This is a genomic window from Polaribacter porphyrae (genome assembly GCF_002954685.1).
Classification (GTDB): Bacteria; Bacteroidota; Bacteroidia; order Flavobacteriales; family Flavobacteriaceae; genus Polaribacter; species Polaribacter porphyrae.
The window spans coordinates 1073610-1089347 of the sequence record NZ_MSCN01000001.1 but is presented as its reverse complement, the minus strand read 5'-3'; the positions used below and the strand labels follow the sequence as shown (position 1 = coordinate 1089347).

Here is a 15738-nt window from a genome sequence, read left to right as displayed (position 1 = left end):
GATTTGTGCTTATTGAGGCATCATTCTAATATACCTGATAAAACCTTTTCCCTCAATTTTAGATTTTACATTTGTTGATGTCAGCTCAAATTCTACATCATCTTTATGATAATCTTGATCTTCTACAGCAGATTCAAAGCGAATTTTATAGCCTTTATCAATTTTATTATCAGGAATTTGAATTACGCTAATTTTACGTTCACCACCACTTATGGTTGCTCCAGTAATTGCGTCTATATCTGCACGTTTTTTGCCTTGAAAAGCCCACCACTCTGTAATATCAAAATACCATTCATCATCATCACCTTGCACATAAAGTGTTTCTTCATATTTACCTTCAGGATTTAATAATGAAATGACAATGTATGCACCTTCACCAGAATAATTTTTCATCTGAATCATACATTTGTAAGGCGATTTTGTTGCAGATTCTGTAAAACTGAACAATAGGAATCCAGTTAAAATAAAAAATGGAATGATTTTAATGATTTCTTTTAGTTTCATTTTGATTTATATTTCGAGATTTCTCGACTTCATTTCATTTCACTCGAAATGATATCGATTTTGTCATTTCGATCTTGTAGAGAGATCCCAATAAATATCTTTTTTGAGATTCCTTAATTACACTGCGTTTCATTCGAAATGAAATCCTTAATTTATTTTAAAAAGCTAATATTAATATTGTTTTTCTTCAACAATTCGTTTTCTGATGCTAAATCGTAAACGGTTTCTTCAAAATCGGTTTTTACGTTTTTATCTGCTCCAATAGTCAATAAATATTTTATGATTTTATCATTTTTAGCTTTCATAGCAGCAATTTGTAGTGCAGATAAACCCTCTTCGTTTTTTGCATTTACATCAATTTTGAATTCAGCTAACCTTTTTAGTAAATCTAAATTATTTCTTTCAGTAGCAATATGTAATAACGTATTTCCTGCATTTTGAAGCTCATTTATAACCAACCCTTTTTGTTGTAATAGCACTAATTTATCTTCAAATCGTTTTGTGTTTTTTGCAGGATAATTGTTCATTATATAATAAGACAAAGTATTTCCTTCTTTATCAACAGTATTTATATCTGCTCCTTTTTCAAGTAAGAATTTAATAACATCAGTTGTATTTCTGTTCACAGCCATTGCCAAAGCAGAACGTCCATTTTCATCTTTTACATTATAATCTTTTACATATTTTGATAAAAATTTGACAACTGCTAACGTATTGCTATTGGCAGCATTCATAAATGGAGAATCTCCTCCTTTATCTTGATAATTTACATCCAAACCTTTATCAATAAAGTAAGAATAGGTGGCTAAATCTTTACTACTGTATGCAATATAGTGCAAAGGGCTTCTACCTCTTTCGTTTAAAATATTGGCTTTTGCACCTTCTTTTTCTAAAAATTGATACATTTCTAACGTATTCTTTTGTCTACGCAAACCTTGGCTGGCAAATATCATTGCATTTTTACCAGGCTTTACTCCTTTTTTAATTGTTTCTTTCAAAAAAATGATATTACCACCTTTTGCAGCATACTCAAAAAAACCATTACCATTGTTGTCTTTGTCTTGCAAACTAGCTCCTTTAGAAACTAAAAAGTTTACCAATTTAAAATCTTTTAAATAGGGTGCCACTAACAATAATGCATTAGCACCACTATGATTTTTTTCTGTATTAATATTTGCACCAATATCTAAAGAATACTTGTAAATTTCTTGGTTTACAACACCAGCTGAAGCTGCAAAATTTAGAAACGTATATCCATGCGTATCTACAATATTTGTTTTTGCACCATTTTTATAAAGGTGTTTCATAATCTCTAAATTATTTTTGTAGGCAGCCCAAAAAATGTAGGTTCTTCCATCGTGTGTTTTTTTATTTACTCCATTTCCTTTTTTAGAAAGTAAGTGTTTTATGGTTTTATCATCTACATTTTCAAGTATAGCATACACAACAGCATCAAAAGCATTTTGGTTTAGTTGGGTTGCATTATGTCCATCAGAAATTTTTTCTTCAATAGTTTTTATAGATGGATTCTCTTTCCAAAAATCTCTATTTAAAAAAATGTTAGAAGTTTGTGCTTCTACAAAAACACTGGTTAGAATAAAGCAGGTAATTAGTATTTTTTTCATTATTTATTTTTTTACGAAAGATTCTATGATTTCACTCATTTCTTCTTCTTCCATTTTTTTATCAGTAAATAAATGTTTGTATAATGGCTTGTTATCCACTTTTGCTACTAAAGTTAAGTCTTGGCTTCTACTATATACTTCTTCCCATTTGTCTCTTACTTTTTGCCATTTGTCATTTTTTGCTATCCACCAATCTTGAGCAGCTTTACATTTGCTATCAGCCACTTTTTTATAAACATTATAGCCTTTTTCTTTTGCTAAAATGATATCATCTTTACCAGCTTCACGAATTATTTTACTATTATCTTGATCGTGAACCCAACCAAAATCTGTAATTTCTTGTCTGTTTCCTCTTAAAGTGATATTGTAATCGCTTCTTTTGGTGTATTCTCTTCTTGGTAAAGGAGCTGTGGTTGTATTCTCCCAATAGCTTTTCCCATCTACATGAACCCAAGAACCAGAACCTTCATAACGTGGACTGTCATCTACTTGATATACTTTTTGTGTCCACTGTTTTTTTACATCCTTTTTATCCTTTTTTGTAAACGTCCAATTGTTATCACCATCATACATATAGAAATCTGTGTTTTGATAAATCCAATCTTGCCTCCAATGTTTTACTATCATTGGTTTTGCAGGGTTACCCACTTGTAAAATATGTTGAATAGAGATTTTATTTTTGCTATCTTCAACTAAACCAGCCCATTCTAAACCTTTACTAACTTTATTTTTAGAAGGTTTATAGTTTTCATCTTTACTATAATTGAATGTTTCTGCAAAATTGAAGGTAACTTCATAACAGCCACACATTTTTTTAATGGCATTTTTATCTTGCTTCTTTTTGCTCTGTGCAGTTAAAAACGAAATACTTAATAACAGACAGAAGGTTGTGATAGTTCTCATAATTAAATTTTTATATTTATTTAGAATAAATTAAAATAAGGTTTATATTTGCAACAAATTTAATAAGAATGAGTCTAAATAAAAATAAGAAACTCACTTTTTTTCTGTTAATTTTTTCTGTTGCTATTTTAGGGCAACAAAAAAAAGAGATTGATTCTACAAAAGTGGAGGCTCTAGAACCTGTTGTAATTACTGCAACAAGAACTATTAGACAACTTTCTTCTTTACCAATGCCAGTTACTTTAATCTCTAAAAAACAGATTAAACAAACTGGATCTACTCGTTTACGAGATATTTTACTAGAACAAACAGGAATCAATTTTGTAACCGATCAAAGTGGATTTACAGGAGTGCAATTACAAGGTTTATCTGCAGAATACACCATGATTATGATTGATGGTGTACCACTTGTAGGCAGAAGTGCTGGTAATTTAGATTTGAATAGAATTTCTGTAAATAACATAAAACAAATCGAAATTGTGAAAGGACCATCATCCTCTTTATATGGTTCTGAAGCTTTAGGAGGTGTTATTAATATTATCACAGAAAAACCGAAGTACGATACTTTAAAAGGGGATATGTCTTTTTTTGCTAGAGGTGGAGAAAGAAATGAATTGGATATGAATGGAAATTTGATGTACAAAAAAGATAAATTAAGTATCATTTCTGGATTTAACTACAATTCTGGGAGTGCTTTTGATTTATCACCAGAAACACAGGGGAATACTACTGAAGCTTATCAAAATTACACAGCAAGCTTACAATTGACATATGAGTTTTCTGATCGATTACGTTTGTTGACTTCTCAACGTTATTTTTCTGAAATTCAAAATGTTGTTAACAAACAGGTAGATTGGAATTTAAACACAGAATTGAATCATATTTTAAATGATCAATGGAGCTTCGATTATACGTTTTACGCTACTCGTTTTAAGACAGAAAGTCAATTTAATAATGCTACTTCACTATTTAATCAAACGTTGTTTAGACCAGAAATTAGAACCACTGCCAATTTTAGCAACAGCACTTTAAATGCTGGTATAGGTATTAATTTTGATGCTTTAGATAGAACGTTTTTTTCAAAAAAAGAAACCTTTAATGCAAAATATGTATTTCTTCAATATGATTTTCATCCTCTTAAAAATATGAACACAGTTGTTGGTGCACGATTTGATGCACACAACAAATACAAATCTGCTTTTAGCCCTAAAATATCATCAACATACACTATTAACAGTTGGCTAACAGCTAGAGGTTCTGTTGGTTTTGGTTTTAAAGCACCAGATTTTAGACAGTTATTTTTCAACTTTATTAACAATTCTGGAGGTTATATAGTATTAGGTACAAGAACGTTACACGAGTTATATGGAAATGAACCTAATGTAGCTGTTTTAGATAAAGATTTGAATCCAGAAACTTCTATTGGATACAATTTTGGATTTCAAGTAAAACCTACATCAGACCTAAAAATTAATATTAACTTTTTTAGAAATGACATTAAAGATTTAATTAACACGATTGCTTTACAAAAACCTGTAAACACTCCTGTAGGTACTCCAGTTTTACCTGGTTTGGGAGCAGGTACCTCTGTTTTTTATTATGAAAATAGAGATGAAGTTTTTACACAAGGTGTAGAGTTAGATATTAACTATAAAATAGCTGATAATTTACGTTTTATAGGAGGTTATCAATATTTGGAAGCTAAAGACAAAGAGCAATTAGATTTAATAAATTCTGGGACGGTTTTTTTTAGAAGAGCTCCAAGTTCTCCTTCTGAACTATTGACCAAGCAAGATTATTTTGGATTACCAAATAGATCTAGACATACTGCAAATGCAAAGTTATTTTACAGTAATAGAAAATATCAATTTAATGCAAATGTTAGAGCATTGTATAGAAGTAAATATGCACTTTTTGATACCAATAATAGCCAAAACATCATAGATAAATATGATGATTTTGTGGCAGGAAATGTTCAAGTAAATATTGCTTTAGATAAAACTTTTCTAGATACTATGAATGTACAAATAGGTATAGATAATTTGTTTGATGAAAGAGGTTTAGAGAATGAAAGTACCTTTCCAAATAATGATGCAGTTTTACTTTTAGGAAGAACAGTATACAGTAGAATTCGATTCAATTTTTAAATATATAAATCAATAAATAGTAATAATGAGAAATTTAAAATCAATTTTAGTCATCGTTTTTGTAAGCGTAATTATGGTGTCTTGTGACAAAGATAACGAAGTAGTTTTAGAGCCTGTAGTTGCTCAAAAAGTAGAAAATTTACCTGCTCCTGCTGTAACAGATAGAACTGTAAACCCACCAGTAGAATCTGGAGAGTTTGTAAAGTTTAGTTTTAAAACAGGTACAATTGTAACTAGTGATGATTGGGATATCGCTTTTAGAGCAACAAAAATTTTAGTAAATGGAGGTGGGTCAATTGGTTTAACAGATGAACCTACAAGAACTGGTAACGCTTCTTTAGCATTGGTTAGCAGTACTTTTTCTGATGTAAAAGAAGCACCAGCAGAAAGCAATTTTGGTCAAGATTCTAATGGAACTTATGCTTTGCCTTGGGGAAGTGGAAATGGTTGGTATACTTACAATGGACAGACAAATATTATCAGTACAATTGCAGGAAAAATTATAGTTGTAAAAACACTGGATGGTAATTATGCAAAAATGGAAATTATTAGTTATTATAAAGATTTGGATGCTTCAAATCCAGCAAATGGAAGATATTATACATTTAACTATGTGTATAATCCAAACGTAGGAGAAAAGAGTTTTGAGTAAATTCTTGTTTTGTTAACTAGTAAGCTTCAAAAATCAATTTTTGAAGCTTTTTTGTTTTTAATTATTTAAAGGTTTTTCTTTTGGGGAGATTTAGCTGTATTTCTTCTAAATCCTACTCTTTTCATCCTCAATTCCTGTTTTTCTTTTTCGTGCTTTTTTAATTTCATTACCACCAAAATTATAAGTTAGGTTTATTTTGAATTGCCTGCTATCTCGTCCTCCAGAACCATCAATAAATAAATCTCCAAACTGGGTAGTTCCACTCCAAGGAGAGGTAAATAATACGTCATCAACACCAATTCTTACATTTAACTTATCATCCAAAAACTTTTTTTGAAGTGCTAAATTCAACGAACCTAGGCTATTGGTTCTATAAGTTCCTCCCCAAATAGATGGTGAATTGTACCAACCAGAAACTTCAAAACGAAAATCATTTGGAAGCTTAAACGTATTTTGAGCATAAAAACTTAATGAGTTTTGAGAAATACTCAAAAAGTCAGGGTTTGTTGCAATAAATTCATTTCTTGAAGCATTTATACTGATGTAATAACTCCACCAATTTGTAAATTTAGATGGATAAGAAACGCCTAAATTATAGACTCTTTGATTAGCAACATTTCTAACATTGATAAAGTTTTGATTGTTTGCACCTGCTTCTGTAATTTGAGCAAACAAATCTTTGATAAAACTATAACTCAAAGAAGTATTTAAACGATATTTATAGGTATGAGATAGTTTAAAATTATTAGTGTATTGAGGTTGCAAAAAAGGATTTCCTTTTCTGAATGAAAGCTCATCAATTCTATTTTCAAAAGGGTTTAAATTTTGATAATTAGGTCTTTGAATTCTTCTGCTATAATTTAATGCCCAAGAATTATTTCGATTGACTTTGTAGGTAACTCCTGCACTTGGAAAAAAATCGGTATAATTACGTGGAACTACATTGTTGTTATTGGCTTGCATACTTGTTAAAGTTCCTTTAGAATCTGTATTTTCTACTCTTAAACCTATCTGATAATTAAATTTTTTAAATTTTTTATTAAAGTTGATATACGCAGCATTTATGGTTTCATTATAATCAAAATCATTAGATCTTGTATTATCTAAAACATTATTTCCATTATTTCTATTGAAAAAGTCAAAATCATTTTCTGTATTAATTTTAGAAAATTTCACACCAAAACTCAATTTTCCTCTTAAAAATTTTTGCTCATAATCTGCTTTTGCAGAAAAGAGGTTGATTGTGGTTGGTGATACTATAAAAAAAGTAGTTTCACTAATAACTTGTGTTTCATCTCCGTTAAAATAGCTGTTAGGTTGCAAATTATCTCTATCTCTGCTGTATTTACCAAAATCAACATCTACATTAAAGGTAGTTCCTTTTTTGTTATCAAATTTATAATTTACGTTTCCATACAAATTATAAACATCAGAATTTGTGTCACTTCCAGCAACTAAAACGTTATCAGGATTATTTTGGTTTTGTGGTGTAATTGGTGTTCGGGAATTAGAATTTGATAACAAGTCACTAAAATTACCTGATAGAATTATACCAAAAGTAGATTTTTTATTCGCGAAATAATCAAATCCAAAACGTGTATTTGTTCTGTTATAATCAGAAACTGTTTCTGTTTTAGCATCAAAAATAGTATTATTTTGTATTCTATAAAGATTCAAAAAACCAAAATTATCTCCTTGTGCATTGCTAATGGAACCATACAAACTTGTTTTTTTAGCTCTATAATTAAAAGAAACAGAATTGTTAAAACGCCCAAAATCTCCTTGAGTGTAGCCACTTGTTAAACTTCCATTTGTTCCTAACGTTTTGTCTCTTTTTAAAACGATATTTATAATTCCTGCATTTCCTTCTGCATCGTATTTAGATGAAGGTTGTGTAATAATTTCTACAGATTCAATATCTGTTGACTGTAAAGTCTGCAAGAAGTTTACCAAATCTTCTCCTCTTAAAATTGATGGTTTTCCATCAATATAAATAAGCACTCCGTTTTTACCTTCTACAATAATGTTATTGTTGTTATCGATAACAATTCCTGGTGCTTTTCTTAACAAATCAAAACCAGAATCACCAGCAGCATTAATGGTGTTTTGCACATTAAAAACAGTTTTATCTGCCAAAACTTGTACCATTGGTTTTTCTGTTTTTATAACTACTTCATCCAGTTTTTCTGAAGAAGTTTTTAATGGTAAATTTCCAAAATCAATAGATTCTGATAACTTGAATCTTCTAGTTTTGTAGGTTTGAAAACCTAAACTTTCTATCTTTAAAAAATAATTATCTTCTTTTATATTTAATAATGAAAAGTTCCCTTTTGTATTGGTAATAGCTGCTTTGACAAATTTTTTAGTATTAAAATTGATTAATGAAACTGCAACAGCTTCTAAAGGAGTATTTTTATCATCAGTAATTTTTCCTGAAATTTTAAATTGAGAAAATCCTGAAAAAGTAATAAGTAAAATAATAATAAGTATGCAATTCTTCATTTTTGATTAATTTTATTGTTTACACTGCAAAGATGTCAGATTGATAGATATTAAAAAACTAGAAGTCTGTGAATGGTGCTATAAACCGATAAATTGTCTAGGGCATTTTAACTGCAAATAGGACAACTCGTAGAAAAGCAATTCTTATAATAAATGATTACTTTTAGATTTGTAATAAATATTATGTGTATGAAAAACATCAAAAAGAAAGAAGTTTTACTCATTTTTTTATTCTATATTTTCTTTTCCTTTCTGTATAGAATTGTTTTGTGGTATAATATAGGTGGTTTTAAAGATGAAGGGTTTTTTGGGTGGGCAAATCTACGTGATTACTGGTTTATGGCTGGAATGCAATACTTTTTTTATTTTTTAGCATCTATACTTATTTGGTTTTTGGGCATAAGATTATTAAAAAATAAACCTCATTTTTTACAAATGATAACAGTTGGTGTTTTAATTCCTATTTGTGTCTATTTTGTAAGAAGTTGGAGATATGCCTATTTAGATTCTATAGATATTAAGCATTTAATAGGTACAGGTTCTGTTTGGGATTGGTATATACCTACTTTATTTATGTTTATTCAATTTGGTGTCTTTTTCGCCTATAGATATTTTATAGACAATCAAAAGAAAATAAAGTTAGAAGGTGAGTTAAAACAAGTGGCTTTAAAAAGCGAATTATCTGCACTAAAAGCACAATTAAATCCGCATTTTTTATACAACGTGTTCAATACCATAAGTGCTTCTGTGCCTGCAGAACAAGAGAAAACGAGAAATATGATTGCAGAATTATCAGATTTATTTCGCTATCAATTAAAAGCAAGTCAGGTAGAAAAAGTTTCATTACAAGAAGAATTGAGTTTTGTAAATAAATACCTACAACTAGAAAAAGAACGTTTTGAAGAGCGTTTACAAATTAATATTGATGTTGATAAAGAAATTTTAAATGAAAAAGTGCCACCAATGTTATTACAACCTTTGGTAGAAAATTCTATAAAACATGGTTTATCTAGCTTGATTGAAGGAGGAGAAATCAACATAAAAATTAAAAAGAAAGAAGATAAATTATTTTTTGAAATTACTGATACAGGCATTGGTATTAAAAATAAAGAAACTGTTTTTAATAAAGGAATTGGCTTAACCAATACAAAATTACGTTTAGAAAAAATGTATAATAGTTCTTTAAAATTATCTGATAATTCCCCTAAAGGATTAAAAATTAGTTTTGAATTGTAATAATTTTTCTGTCATTTCGACGTTGTGGAGAAATCTGTAACATTAGATTTTTCGATTTCATTTCGCTTAAAATGACATTTCTTAATTTTAAAAATAGATTTAATATTATAAAGAAGTAATGAAAAAAGTAATTATTGTTGATGATGAAAAGGCTGGGAGAAAACTCATTAAAGAGTATTTAAAAGATTTTCCTGATTTAATTTTATTGGGTGAAGCTAACAATGGAGTAGATGCTGTAAAAATAATAAACGAGTTTAAGCCAGATTTGGTTTTTTTAGATATTCAAATGCCTGGGTTAACTGGTTTTGATGTATTAACACATTTACAAGAATTACCACATATTATTTTTTCTACAGCTTTTGATGAGTATGCTTTAAAAGCATTCGAAGTTCACGCTGTAGATTACCTTCTGAAACCTTATACTAAAGATAGATTCAAAAAAGCAATTGATAAAATTCCAACACAAATTGCAGAAAATTCAGCTAAAGAACTGACAAATAGTTTGTTGATGGATTCAGAAAAGTATCCAGAAAAAATATTGGTACAATATCAAAACAAATTAGTTACTATTGCTGTGGACGATATCATCAGAATTGAAGCTTTTGGAGATTATTCTAAAATTATTACAAATAATAAAACATTTTTAAGCAATTATGGAATATCACAATTAGAAGAAAAGCTAAATGATGCGATTTTTTTAAGAGTACATCGTTCTTCAATTATCAATATCAATAAAATTGAAGAACTCAATAAATATGGAAAAAGTTATGATATTACTATGCTGAACAAAGATGTTGTAAGAGTAAGCAGAGGTTATATGGAAACGATTAAGAAGTTGATGTATTAATTATTCTAGTTTAAACATTTTAATAGGTTCATGGTTTCCTCTCTTTAAATTCTCGCACATAATTAAAGATTTATCAATTTTTTGCTGACTATTTTTAAAACGCAAAACACCATAAATAATACTTCTTTGTTTGCCTTTTGTTAAAGATTCAAAAATTTGGTAAGCATCATAATCGCTCATTAAAACTGCTTCTAATTCTTCTGGCATATCTACTCCGTATTTAGAAGTATCTTCAAAAAGTTGAATGGTAAATTCATCTCCCAAATCTAAATTTAGTTCTTTTTGTTTGGCTTTACTGAACATCATTTTAAAATCTCCAGAATTTTTATCTCTTTTTATAGCAGCATAAAAATCAATGTTTTTCTGTTGATGACTAATTTCAACTTTTACACGATTCATTTTTTGATCTGCAAAAGGTTGAAAAATTTCAGCTGGGATAAATATATTGTATTTATCAATATGAGTTATTTTAAAAACATCGGTTTTCATGATTAACGAGTGCTTCTAGATTTAATATTTTGTTCGCAAAAAGTTATAATTTCTGAAATTCTATTTTTTCTTGTAGTTTCTCTTTTTGCTTGATTTAACCAATATAAATAATTCTTTCTATAACTAGGAGCAAAGTTTTTGTAGTTTACAAAAGCGTTTTTATTGTTATTAAATGCTGTTTGTAAATCGTTGGGAATAATCCCTTTTTCAACAGCATCTAAAGCAGTCCAAGAACCATTTAACTTGCCAATTTCTATGATTTTTAAACCGCTTTTATGCATTAAATTATTGGCAGTTAATTCTTTAATATATTTTTTATTTAGTGCACTCCAGACACTTTTCGAGTTTCTTGGGCAGAAATATTGTCGTCTTTTACCATTTCCTAAACTTTTTACAGTAGAGTCTATCCAGCCATAACATAGTGCTACTTTAACTGCTTCTTCCCATCTCATAGATGGTTCAGTATTTTCTACTTTAAAAAAAATAAGATAAACCCCTTTTGAAATATTGTAATTAATAGCTAGCCAATTACGCCACTCAATATCATTTTTGAAATATAATTCTTCTTTATTTTTCATGAATTAAAAATAGAAAATATCATGAAACCTAAAAAAATAATCAATCACTAATTTTTGTTTCAAATTTGTGATTGATTATTTTATACTACTAAAGCTGGGGAACTGATTTTAAAAATTAATAGCTAAAATGTTAAGGCTAGTGTTTAATGTTTTTTCAATATCTGTTTTGTACATTTTATTTAAATACGGATAAAGACTTTTTCCTATTTGTATTTCTACATTTTCTGATATATTTCCGTATACAATCAACTTATTTTCTAAATTAGAATAGTTTCTATATAAATCAATATTTCTATCTCCGTAAGTAAATGATTCATTAAGAATAATATTCTTTTTTAATTCTTCATCAAGTTTTTTAATTATAATATTATCAACAAATTTCTGTTTTATATCTGTAGCTAAATGTATGTTTTTTGCATCAATATATTTCATATCATTTGTAGAAGTAATTTTGTTAAAATAATCTTTTTCTTTTTTATTTACCAAAAACTTTCCTTCAGAGTTTTCTTTAATTTTAAATGATTTAGTTTCAATAATCTTCCATTCTGGAATCTTATAAGTTTTATCATTTTTATTTAGTACATCAATTTTCAAAAAATCTTTATTGTAGAATTTCAAATCTACTTCTTCTTGTGAAAAAATAGGCTGAATAATAAAAATTAATGCTAGGTAGAGTAAGTTTTTCATAATTAATAGTTTTATACGTAAATATAATAGTAATACTTTTATTTAAGAAATTAAAAGTGTTATTTAACATTGTATTTAACAAATTTTTAAGAATATTTTGTTAAAACTAATTGTTAAAGGCAAATTTCCCTTTTTTATATTTTTTTGTGGGAATAGAATCTAAAATATAAGGAATAGAGATAAACCCTTTGGGTGTTGCTTTAAAAACACCAAAATGTAAATGAGGCTCTGTTGAATATCCTGTATTTCCTGAATAGGCTATAGGTTGTCCTTTTTTTATTGTATCACCTTTTTTTACTATAACTCCATCTTTCTTTAAATGAACATACTGCGTATATAAACCATCTTCATGAAATAACATTACATAATTACCATCATTCAAATATCTTTTGTTTTTGCCTCCTTTATTAGAGTCTTCTTTAACAGAGATAACAATACCATCTTTCATAGCACAAACAGTTTGTCCTACTTTCATCCTAAAATCTATGGCGTACCTAGAAGTAGGGCTATTGTGAGTAAAATTGGTATTCTGACCTTGTATTATTCTGTAACGTTTTCCTTTTAGAAAAGGCAATGCATAGTTATACAAAGTATCGTAACTTTTTATAGGGTATGAAGTACCGTAATAAAAATTAAAAGTATATTGGTTTAAAATTTGAGTAGAATCTTTCTTACTTTTAAGAAAAGTCAATACTTTTTTTTGTTCGTAAGGATTAAAATCTAAAATAGTATCTTTTTGAGTTTTCTTATTTTTAATTTTAAAATGAGTAGGGCAAGCCCAGTTACTTTTTGCTATTACTTGTATAGTATCATTTTTGAACTCAAAATTAATAAAATATGGTTTTTCTTGACTTTTAGTACAAGAATTAAAAAACAAACATATAATAACAATTCTAAACATCTATTTTCTCCAAATTTTATTAGGAAAAGTAACTACACTTTCATAACCGTTTTTGCCAACAGTTGCCACTCCAAAAAAGAAATTGTCAATAACAATTCCTTCTAAAGTAAATTCTGTTCCTTCCACATATCTTGAGTAATCCCAAGTAGGTGAAGTAGTATCTCTCCAATAAATTTTATAACCTTTAGCACCTTCTACCTTGCTCCATTTTAATTTTGCTGATGGTTGAACAATACCACCAATAGCTACTTCTTTTGGTGCATCTGGAGCCCAAGCTAAAGAAGCCAAATTAATAGCATTTACTGCAGTTAGTTTTTTTGCATATTCAAAGTTTACATGTTCAAAAGTATCTCCATATTTTATACCATTTTCAGTTCTAATATCTTGATGTTGTTGTGTGTAATTTTCATGAGCTTCCATAATTCTAATACCAGCAAAACCTAAATCGTTAAAAGGTCTGTGATGTCCTCCTCGTCCAAATCTGTCTAGTCTATAAATCATCATTGGGTTCATTTCTGGCATATAGGTTTTTACATTTTTATGAATGTATCTTGCTAATTGACGAGAAATGCCATCAACTTCACCACCATAAAAACGCCTAGCTCTTGCTTGTCTTGCTAGTTTCTTTGGATCTTTTTCATTAGTGGTTATGGGTTCAGAAAAAATTCTAAATGCTCTATTATCGATAACACCATCAACACCTGTAATATTGCCAATCATATCATTGTTTAAGATGCCAATAATGTCCCACTCTTTATCTTTAGCAAATTTTGCTAAACCTGCACCTCCGAAAAGTCCTTGCTCTTCACCAGATAAACCTACATAGATAATACTACTTTCAAATTGATATTTACTCAATACTCTAGCTGCTTCAATAGTACCAGCCATTCCAGAAGCATTGTCATTTGCACCTGGTGCATCTGTTGTATAATCCATTGTATTACTGGCTCTAGAGTCTATATCTCCACTCATAATTACATATCTGTTTGGATATTTTGTGCCTTTTTGTATAGCAACTACGTTAACCACATAAGCATCATGAGGAACTCTACTTCCCATTTTTTTAGTTACTAAATCTTTTTGATAAAAAACATTTAAACAATTATTACAATTTGTAGATATTTTATCAAATTCAGATTTAATCCATCTTCTTGCAGCTCCAATTCCTCTTGTGTTAGAAATGGTATCAGAAAATGTATTTCTTGTACCAAATTCAGTTAAAGTTTTTACATCAGCCTTAATTCTATCAGCAGAAACAGCATCAATAATATCATAAATTTTGTAATCTGTTTGTGCTAATGTTACTGATGCTAAAAGTATAAGAAGTAAAGTTATTTTTTTCATTTTTATTGTTTAATGTACCAAAAAGGAATATCAATAATATGTTCCTTTTTTAATTTTTTTTGATTTTTTAAGGTAATAAACCTTTTTATATTGATAATATGTTTGCCATAATTAATTGAATCTAAAGGAATAATTGTCTCGAAACCAAGCTGATTATTTATTTCTGTTGTAGAAAATTCTGGCTTTAATAATAAGCTATCTAGTTTAAAAGTATAAATTTTTTGGAAAGCTTTTAAATATAATGAAGTTAAACTATCTTTATTTTTTATATTTTTTTTTGATGAGAAAAAATCTGTTCTGAAACCTCTTTTATCATCTAAAGGTTGTAAATTTTTATATTGATCGAAAATTAAATTTTCAATTTTTTCCTTAAATGGAATGAATACATATATATAATTATCTTTTATTATTTTAGATTGTATTGCAGCCGCTGAAACGTATTTGTTTTTACCTAAAGTATTTAAATAGTTATTTTTATTAGAAAAATGAACAGAAGAATTATTACTTTTTAAAACGTAATTAGATCGAATATTTTGAAATGTTGTTAGAAAAAAAATTAAAATATAAATTGGTGTTAAAATAAAAGTAAGTCTTCTACTAAACTTATCATCTAATACATTATAAACTAAAGGTCTATATAAAAATGAGAGTGTAATTACAGAAAAAACTTTATAGATAGGAAAATATAAAAAAGAAGTCCACTCTTTTTTCTTTAAGAAGCCTTGTGTTATAAAATCAATAAAAACGATAAAGGCTAGAAAAATAAAAAAACAACCAAATATGCCAAGTAGAAAATAGCCTAAAAAATCTGGTAATAGCCCAGATTTTATAAAAATATTACCAGCAAAAACAATAACTAGTATAATAGTAAAAAAAGAAATTATATAAAAAAGATATAAAAAAGTTAATGCAAATAAGATGCTACAATAGTTTTCTAATACACCTATAAACTTATCAAAAGAACCAACCTTTTTCTTTAAATATTCAGTAAATCTTTTTTTATAATTTAAAGAATCGTAGTCTATATCTCCAGATACATAGCGTAAACCAATGGCACCTATCCATAAACCTCTTAAAACTACGTGAATTACAAGATTTATGATTAAAACCCAGCATGCAATGTATGCAATTGGTAAGAGGTATTTGCTATAACTTTCTAATGCTATTGCTTCATTAAGAAATTTTTCTAAATAGTTTAAAGATGAAATTAAACCAAAAATAGCAAAACCAGAGATTAATAATTCTAATTGCCAACTTTCTTGCTGTAGCTTATCTAAAAGCTTTTTAAACTTACTATCATTATATTCGTTTTTCATTAAATCT

14 protein-coding genes are annotated in these 15738 nt (G+C 28.1%); 4 read left to right on the top strand and 10 right to left on the bottom strand.

Going from position 1 to position 15738, the window contains the following annotated elements; translation table 11 throughout:
• Positions 1–9: 9 nt before the first annotated feature.
• From BTO18_RS04955 to BTO18_RS04945, 3 genes are all read right to left on the bottom strand, one after another.
• A complete protein-coding gene (locus BTO18_RS04955) occupies positions 10–504 on the bottom strand; it encodes a DUF2271 domain-containing protein (protein ID WP_105015168.1) in 495 nt (164 codons plus the stop codon).
• Between the two features lie 152 nt (positions 505–656).
• The gene (locus BTO18_RS04950) at positions 657–2129 is read right to left on the bottom strand and encodes an ankyrin repeat domain-containing protein (RefSeq protein ID WP_105015167.1); all 1473 of its coding nucleotides are present in this window, start codon (positions 2127–2129) and stop codon (positions 657–659) included.
• A 3-nt stretch (positions 2130–2132) separates the two neighbouring features.
• Complete coding sequence (locus tag BTO18_RS04945; RefSeq protein WP_105015166.1) at positions 2133–3032, bottom strand: DUF6607 family protein; 900 nt, start codon at positions 3030–3032, stop codon at positions 2133–2135.
• A gap of 68 nt (positions 3033–3100) precedes the next feature.
• Between BTO18_RS04945 and BTO18_RS04940 the strand changes: the two genes are divergently transcribed.
• On the top strand, positions 3101–5179 hold the full coding sequence (locus tag BTO18_RS04940; protein WP_105015165.1) for a TonB-dependent receptor plug domain-containing protein: 2079 nt from the start codon (positions 3101–3103) through the stop codon (positions 5177–5179).
• Positions 5180–5204: 25 nt separating this feature from the next.
• Positions 5205–5831: an HmuY family protein gene (locus tag BTO18_RS04935; RefSeq protein ID WP_105015164.1), complete on the top strand. Its 627-nt coding sequence runs from the start codon at positions 5205–5207 to the stop codon at positions 5829–5831.
• Positions 5832–5936: 105 nt separating this feature from the next.
• Here the strand turns inward: BTO18_RS04935 and BTO18_RS04930 are convergent, their stop codons facing one another.
• Positions 5937–8333, bottom strand: coding sequence for a TonB-dependent receptor (locus BTO18_RS04930; protein WP_105015163.1), 2397 nt, complete (start codon positions 8331–8333; stop codon positions 5937–5939).
• Positions 8334–8522: 189 nt separating this feature from the next.
• On the opposite strand from BTO18_RS04930, the gene BTO18_RS04925 reads away from it, so the two are divergent.
• Positions 8523–9569, top strand: coding sequence for a sensor histidine kinase (locus BTO18_RS04925; protein WP_226789005.1), 1047 nt, complete (start codon positions 8523–8525; stop codon positions 9567–9569).
• A 118-nt stretch (positions 9570–9687) separates the two neighbouring features.
• Positions 9688–10416: a LytR/AlgR family response regulator transcription factor gene (locus BTO18_RS04920; protein ID WP_105015161.1), complete on the top strand. Its 729-nt coding sequence runs from the start codon at positions 9688–9690 to the stop codon at positions 10414–10416.
• Here BTO18_RS04920 and BTO18_RS04915 read toward each other — a convergent pair whose 3' ends face one another.
• From BTO18_RS04915 to BTO18_RS04890, 6 genes are all read right to left on the bottom strand, one after another.
• Entirely contained in the window at positions 10417–10905 is a 489-nt protein-coding gene (locus BTO18_RS04915) for a YdeI/OmpD-associated family protein (RefSeq protein WP_105015160.1), read from the bottom strand.
• Between the two features lie 2 nt (positions 10906–10907).
• Positions 10908–11483, bottom strand: coding sequence for a YdeI/OmpD-associated family protein (locus BTO18_RS04910; RefSeq protein WP_105015159.1), 576 nt, complete (start codon positions 11481–11483; stop codon positions 10908–10910).
• 108 nt (positions 11484–11591) lie between these two features.
• Positions 11592–12170, bottom strand: coding sequence for a hypothetical protein (locus BTO18_RS04905; protein WP_105015158.1), 579 nt, complete (start codon positions 12168–12170; stop codon positions 11592–11594).
• A gap of 106 nt (positions 12171–12276) precedes the next feature.
• A complete protein-coding gene (locus tag BTO18_RS18135; protein WP_105015157.1) occupies positions 12277–13071 on the bottom strand; it encodes a M23 family metallopeptidase in 795 nt (264 codons plus the stop codon).
• Positions 13072–14415 carry a M28 family peptidase gene (locus tag BTO18_RS04895; RefSeq protein WP_105015156.1) on the bottom strand — a complete coding sequence of 448 codons (1344 nt, stop codon included), beginning with the start codon at positions 14413–14415 and terminating at the stop codon, positions 13072–13074.
• A gap of 2 nt (positions 14416–14417) precedes the next feature.
• A complete protein-coding gene (locus BTO18_RS04890) occupies positions 14418–15731 on the bottom strand; it encodes a hypothetical protein (RefSeq protein WP_105015155.1) in 1314 nt (437 codons plus the stop codon).
• Positions 15732–15738 lie beyond the last annotated feature (7 nt).

Excerpts from the sequence above, each read along its gene's own strand:
- BTO18_RS04955 (WP_105015168.1), bottom strand. The coding sequence starts at position 504 with ATGAAACTAAAAGAAATCATTAAAATCATTCCATTTTTTATTTTAACT.
- BTO18_RS04950 (WP_105015167.1), bottom strand. The coding sequence starts at position 2,129 with ATGAAAAAAATACTAATTACCTGCTTTATTCTAACCAGTGTTTTTGTA.
- BTO18_RS04945 (WP_105015166.1), bottom strand. The coding sequence starts at position 3,032 with ATGAGAACTATCACAACCTTCTGTCTGTTATTAAGTATTTCGTTTTTA.
- BTO18_RS04940 (WP_105015165.1), top strand. The coding sequence starts at position 3,101 with ATGAGTCTAAATAAAAATAAGAAACTCACTTTTTTTCTGTTAATTTTT.
- BTO18_RS04935 (WP_105015164.1), top strand. The coding sequence starts at position 5,205 with ATGAGAAATTTAAAATCAATTTTAGTCATCGTTTTTGTAAGCGTAATT.
- BTO18_RS04930 (WP_105015163.1), bottom strand. The coding sequence starts at position 8,333 with ATGAAGAATTGCATACTTATTATTATTTTACTTATTACTTTTTCAGGA.
- BTO18_RS04925 (WP_226789005.1), top strand. The coding sequence starts at position 8,523 with ATGAAAAACATCAAAAAGAAAGAAGTTTTACTCATTTTTTTATTCTAT.
- BTO18_RS04920 (WP_105015161.1), top strand. The coding sequence starts at position 9,688 with ATGAAAAAAGTAATTATTGTTGATGATGAAAAGGCTGGGAGAAAACTC.
- BTO18_RS04915 (WP_105015160.1), bottom strand. The coding sequence starts at position 10,905 with ATGAAAACCGATGTTTTTAAAATAACTCATATTGATAAATACAATATA.
- BTO18_RS04910 (WP_105015159.1), bottom strand. The coding sequence starts at position 11,483 with ATGAAAAATAAAGAAGAATTATATTTCAAAAATGATATTGAGTGGCGT.
- BTO18_RS04905 (WP_105015158.1), bottom strand. The coding sequence starts at position 12,170 with ATGAAAAACTTACTCTACCTAGCATTAATTTTTATTATTCAGCCTATT.
- BTO18_RS18135 (WP_105015157.1), bottom strand. The coding sequence starts at position 13,071 with ATGTTTAGAATTGTTATTATATGTTTGTTTTTTAATTCTTGTACTAAA.
- BTO18_RS04895 (WP_105015156.1), bottom strand. The coding sequence starts at position 14,415 with ATGAAAAAAATAACTTTACTTCTTATACTTTTAGCATCAGTAACATTA.
- BTO18_RS04890 (WP_105015155.1), bottom strand. The coding sequence starts at position 15,731 with ATGAAAAACGAATATAATGATAGTAAGTTTAAAAAGCTTTTAGATAAG.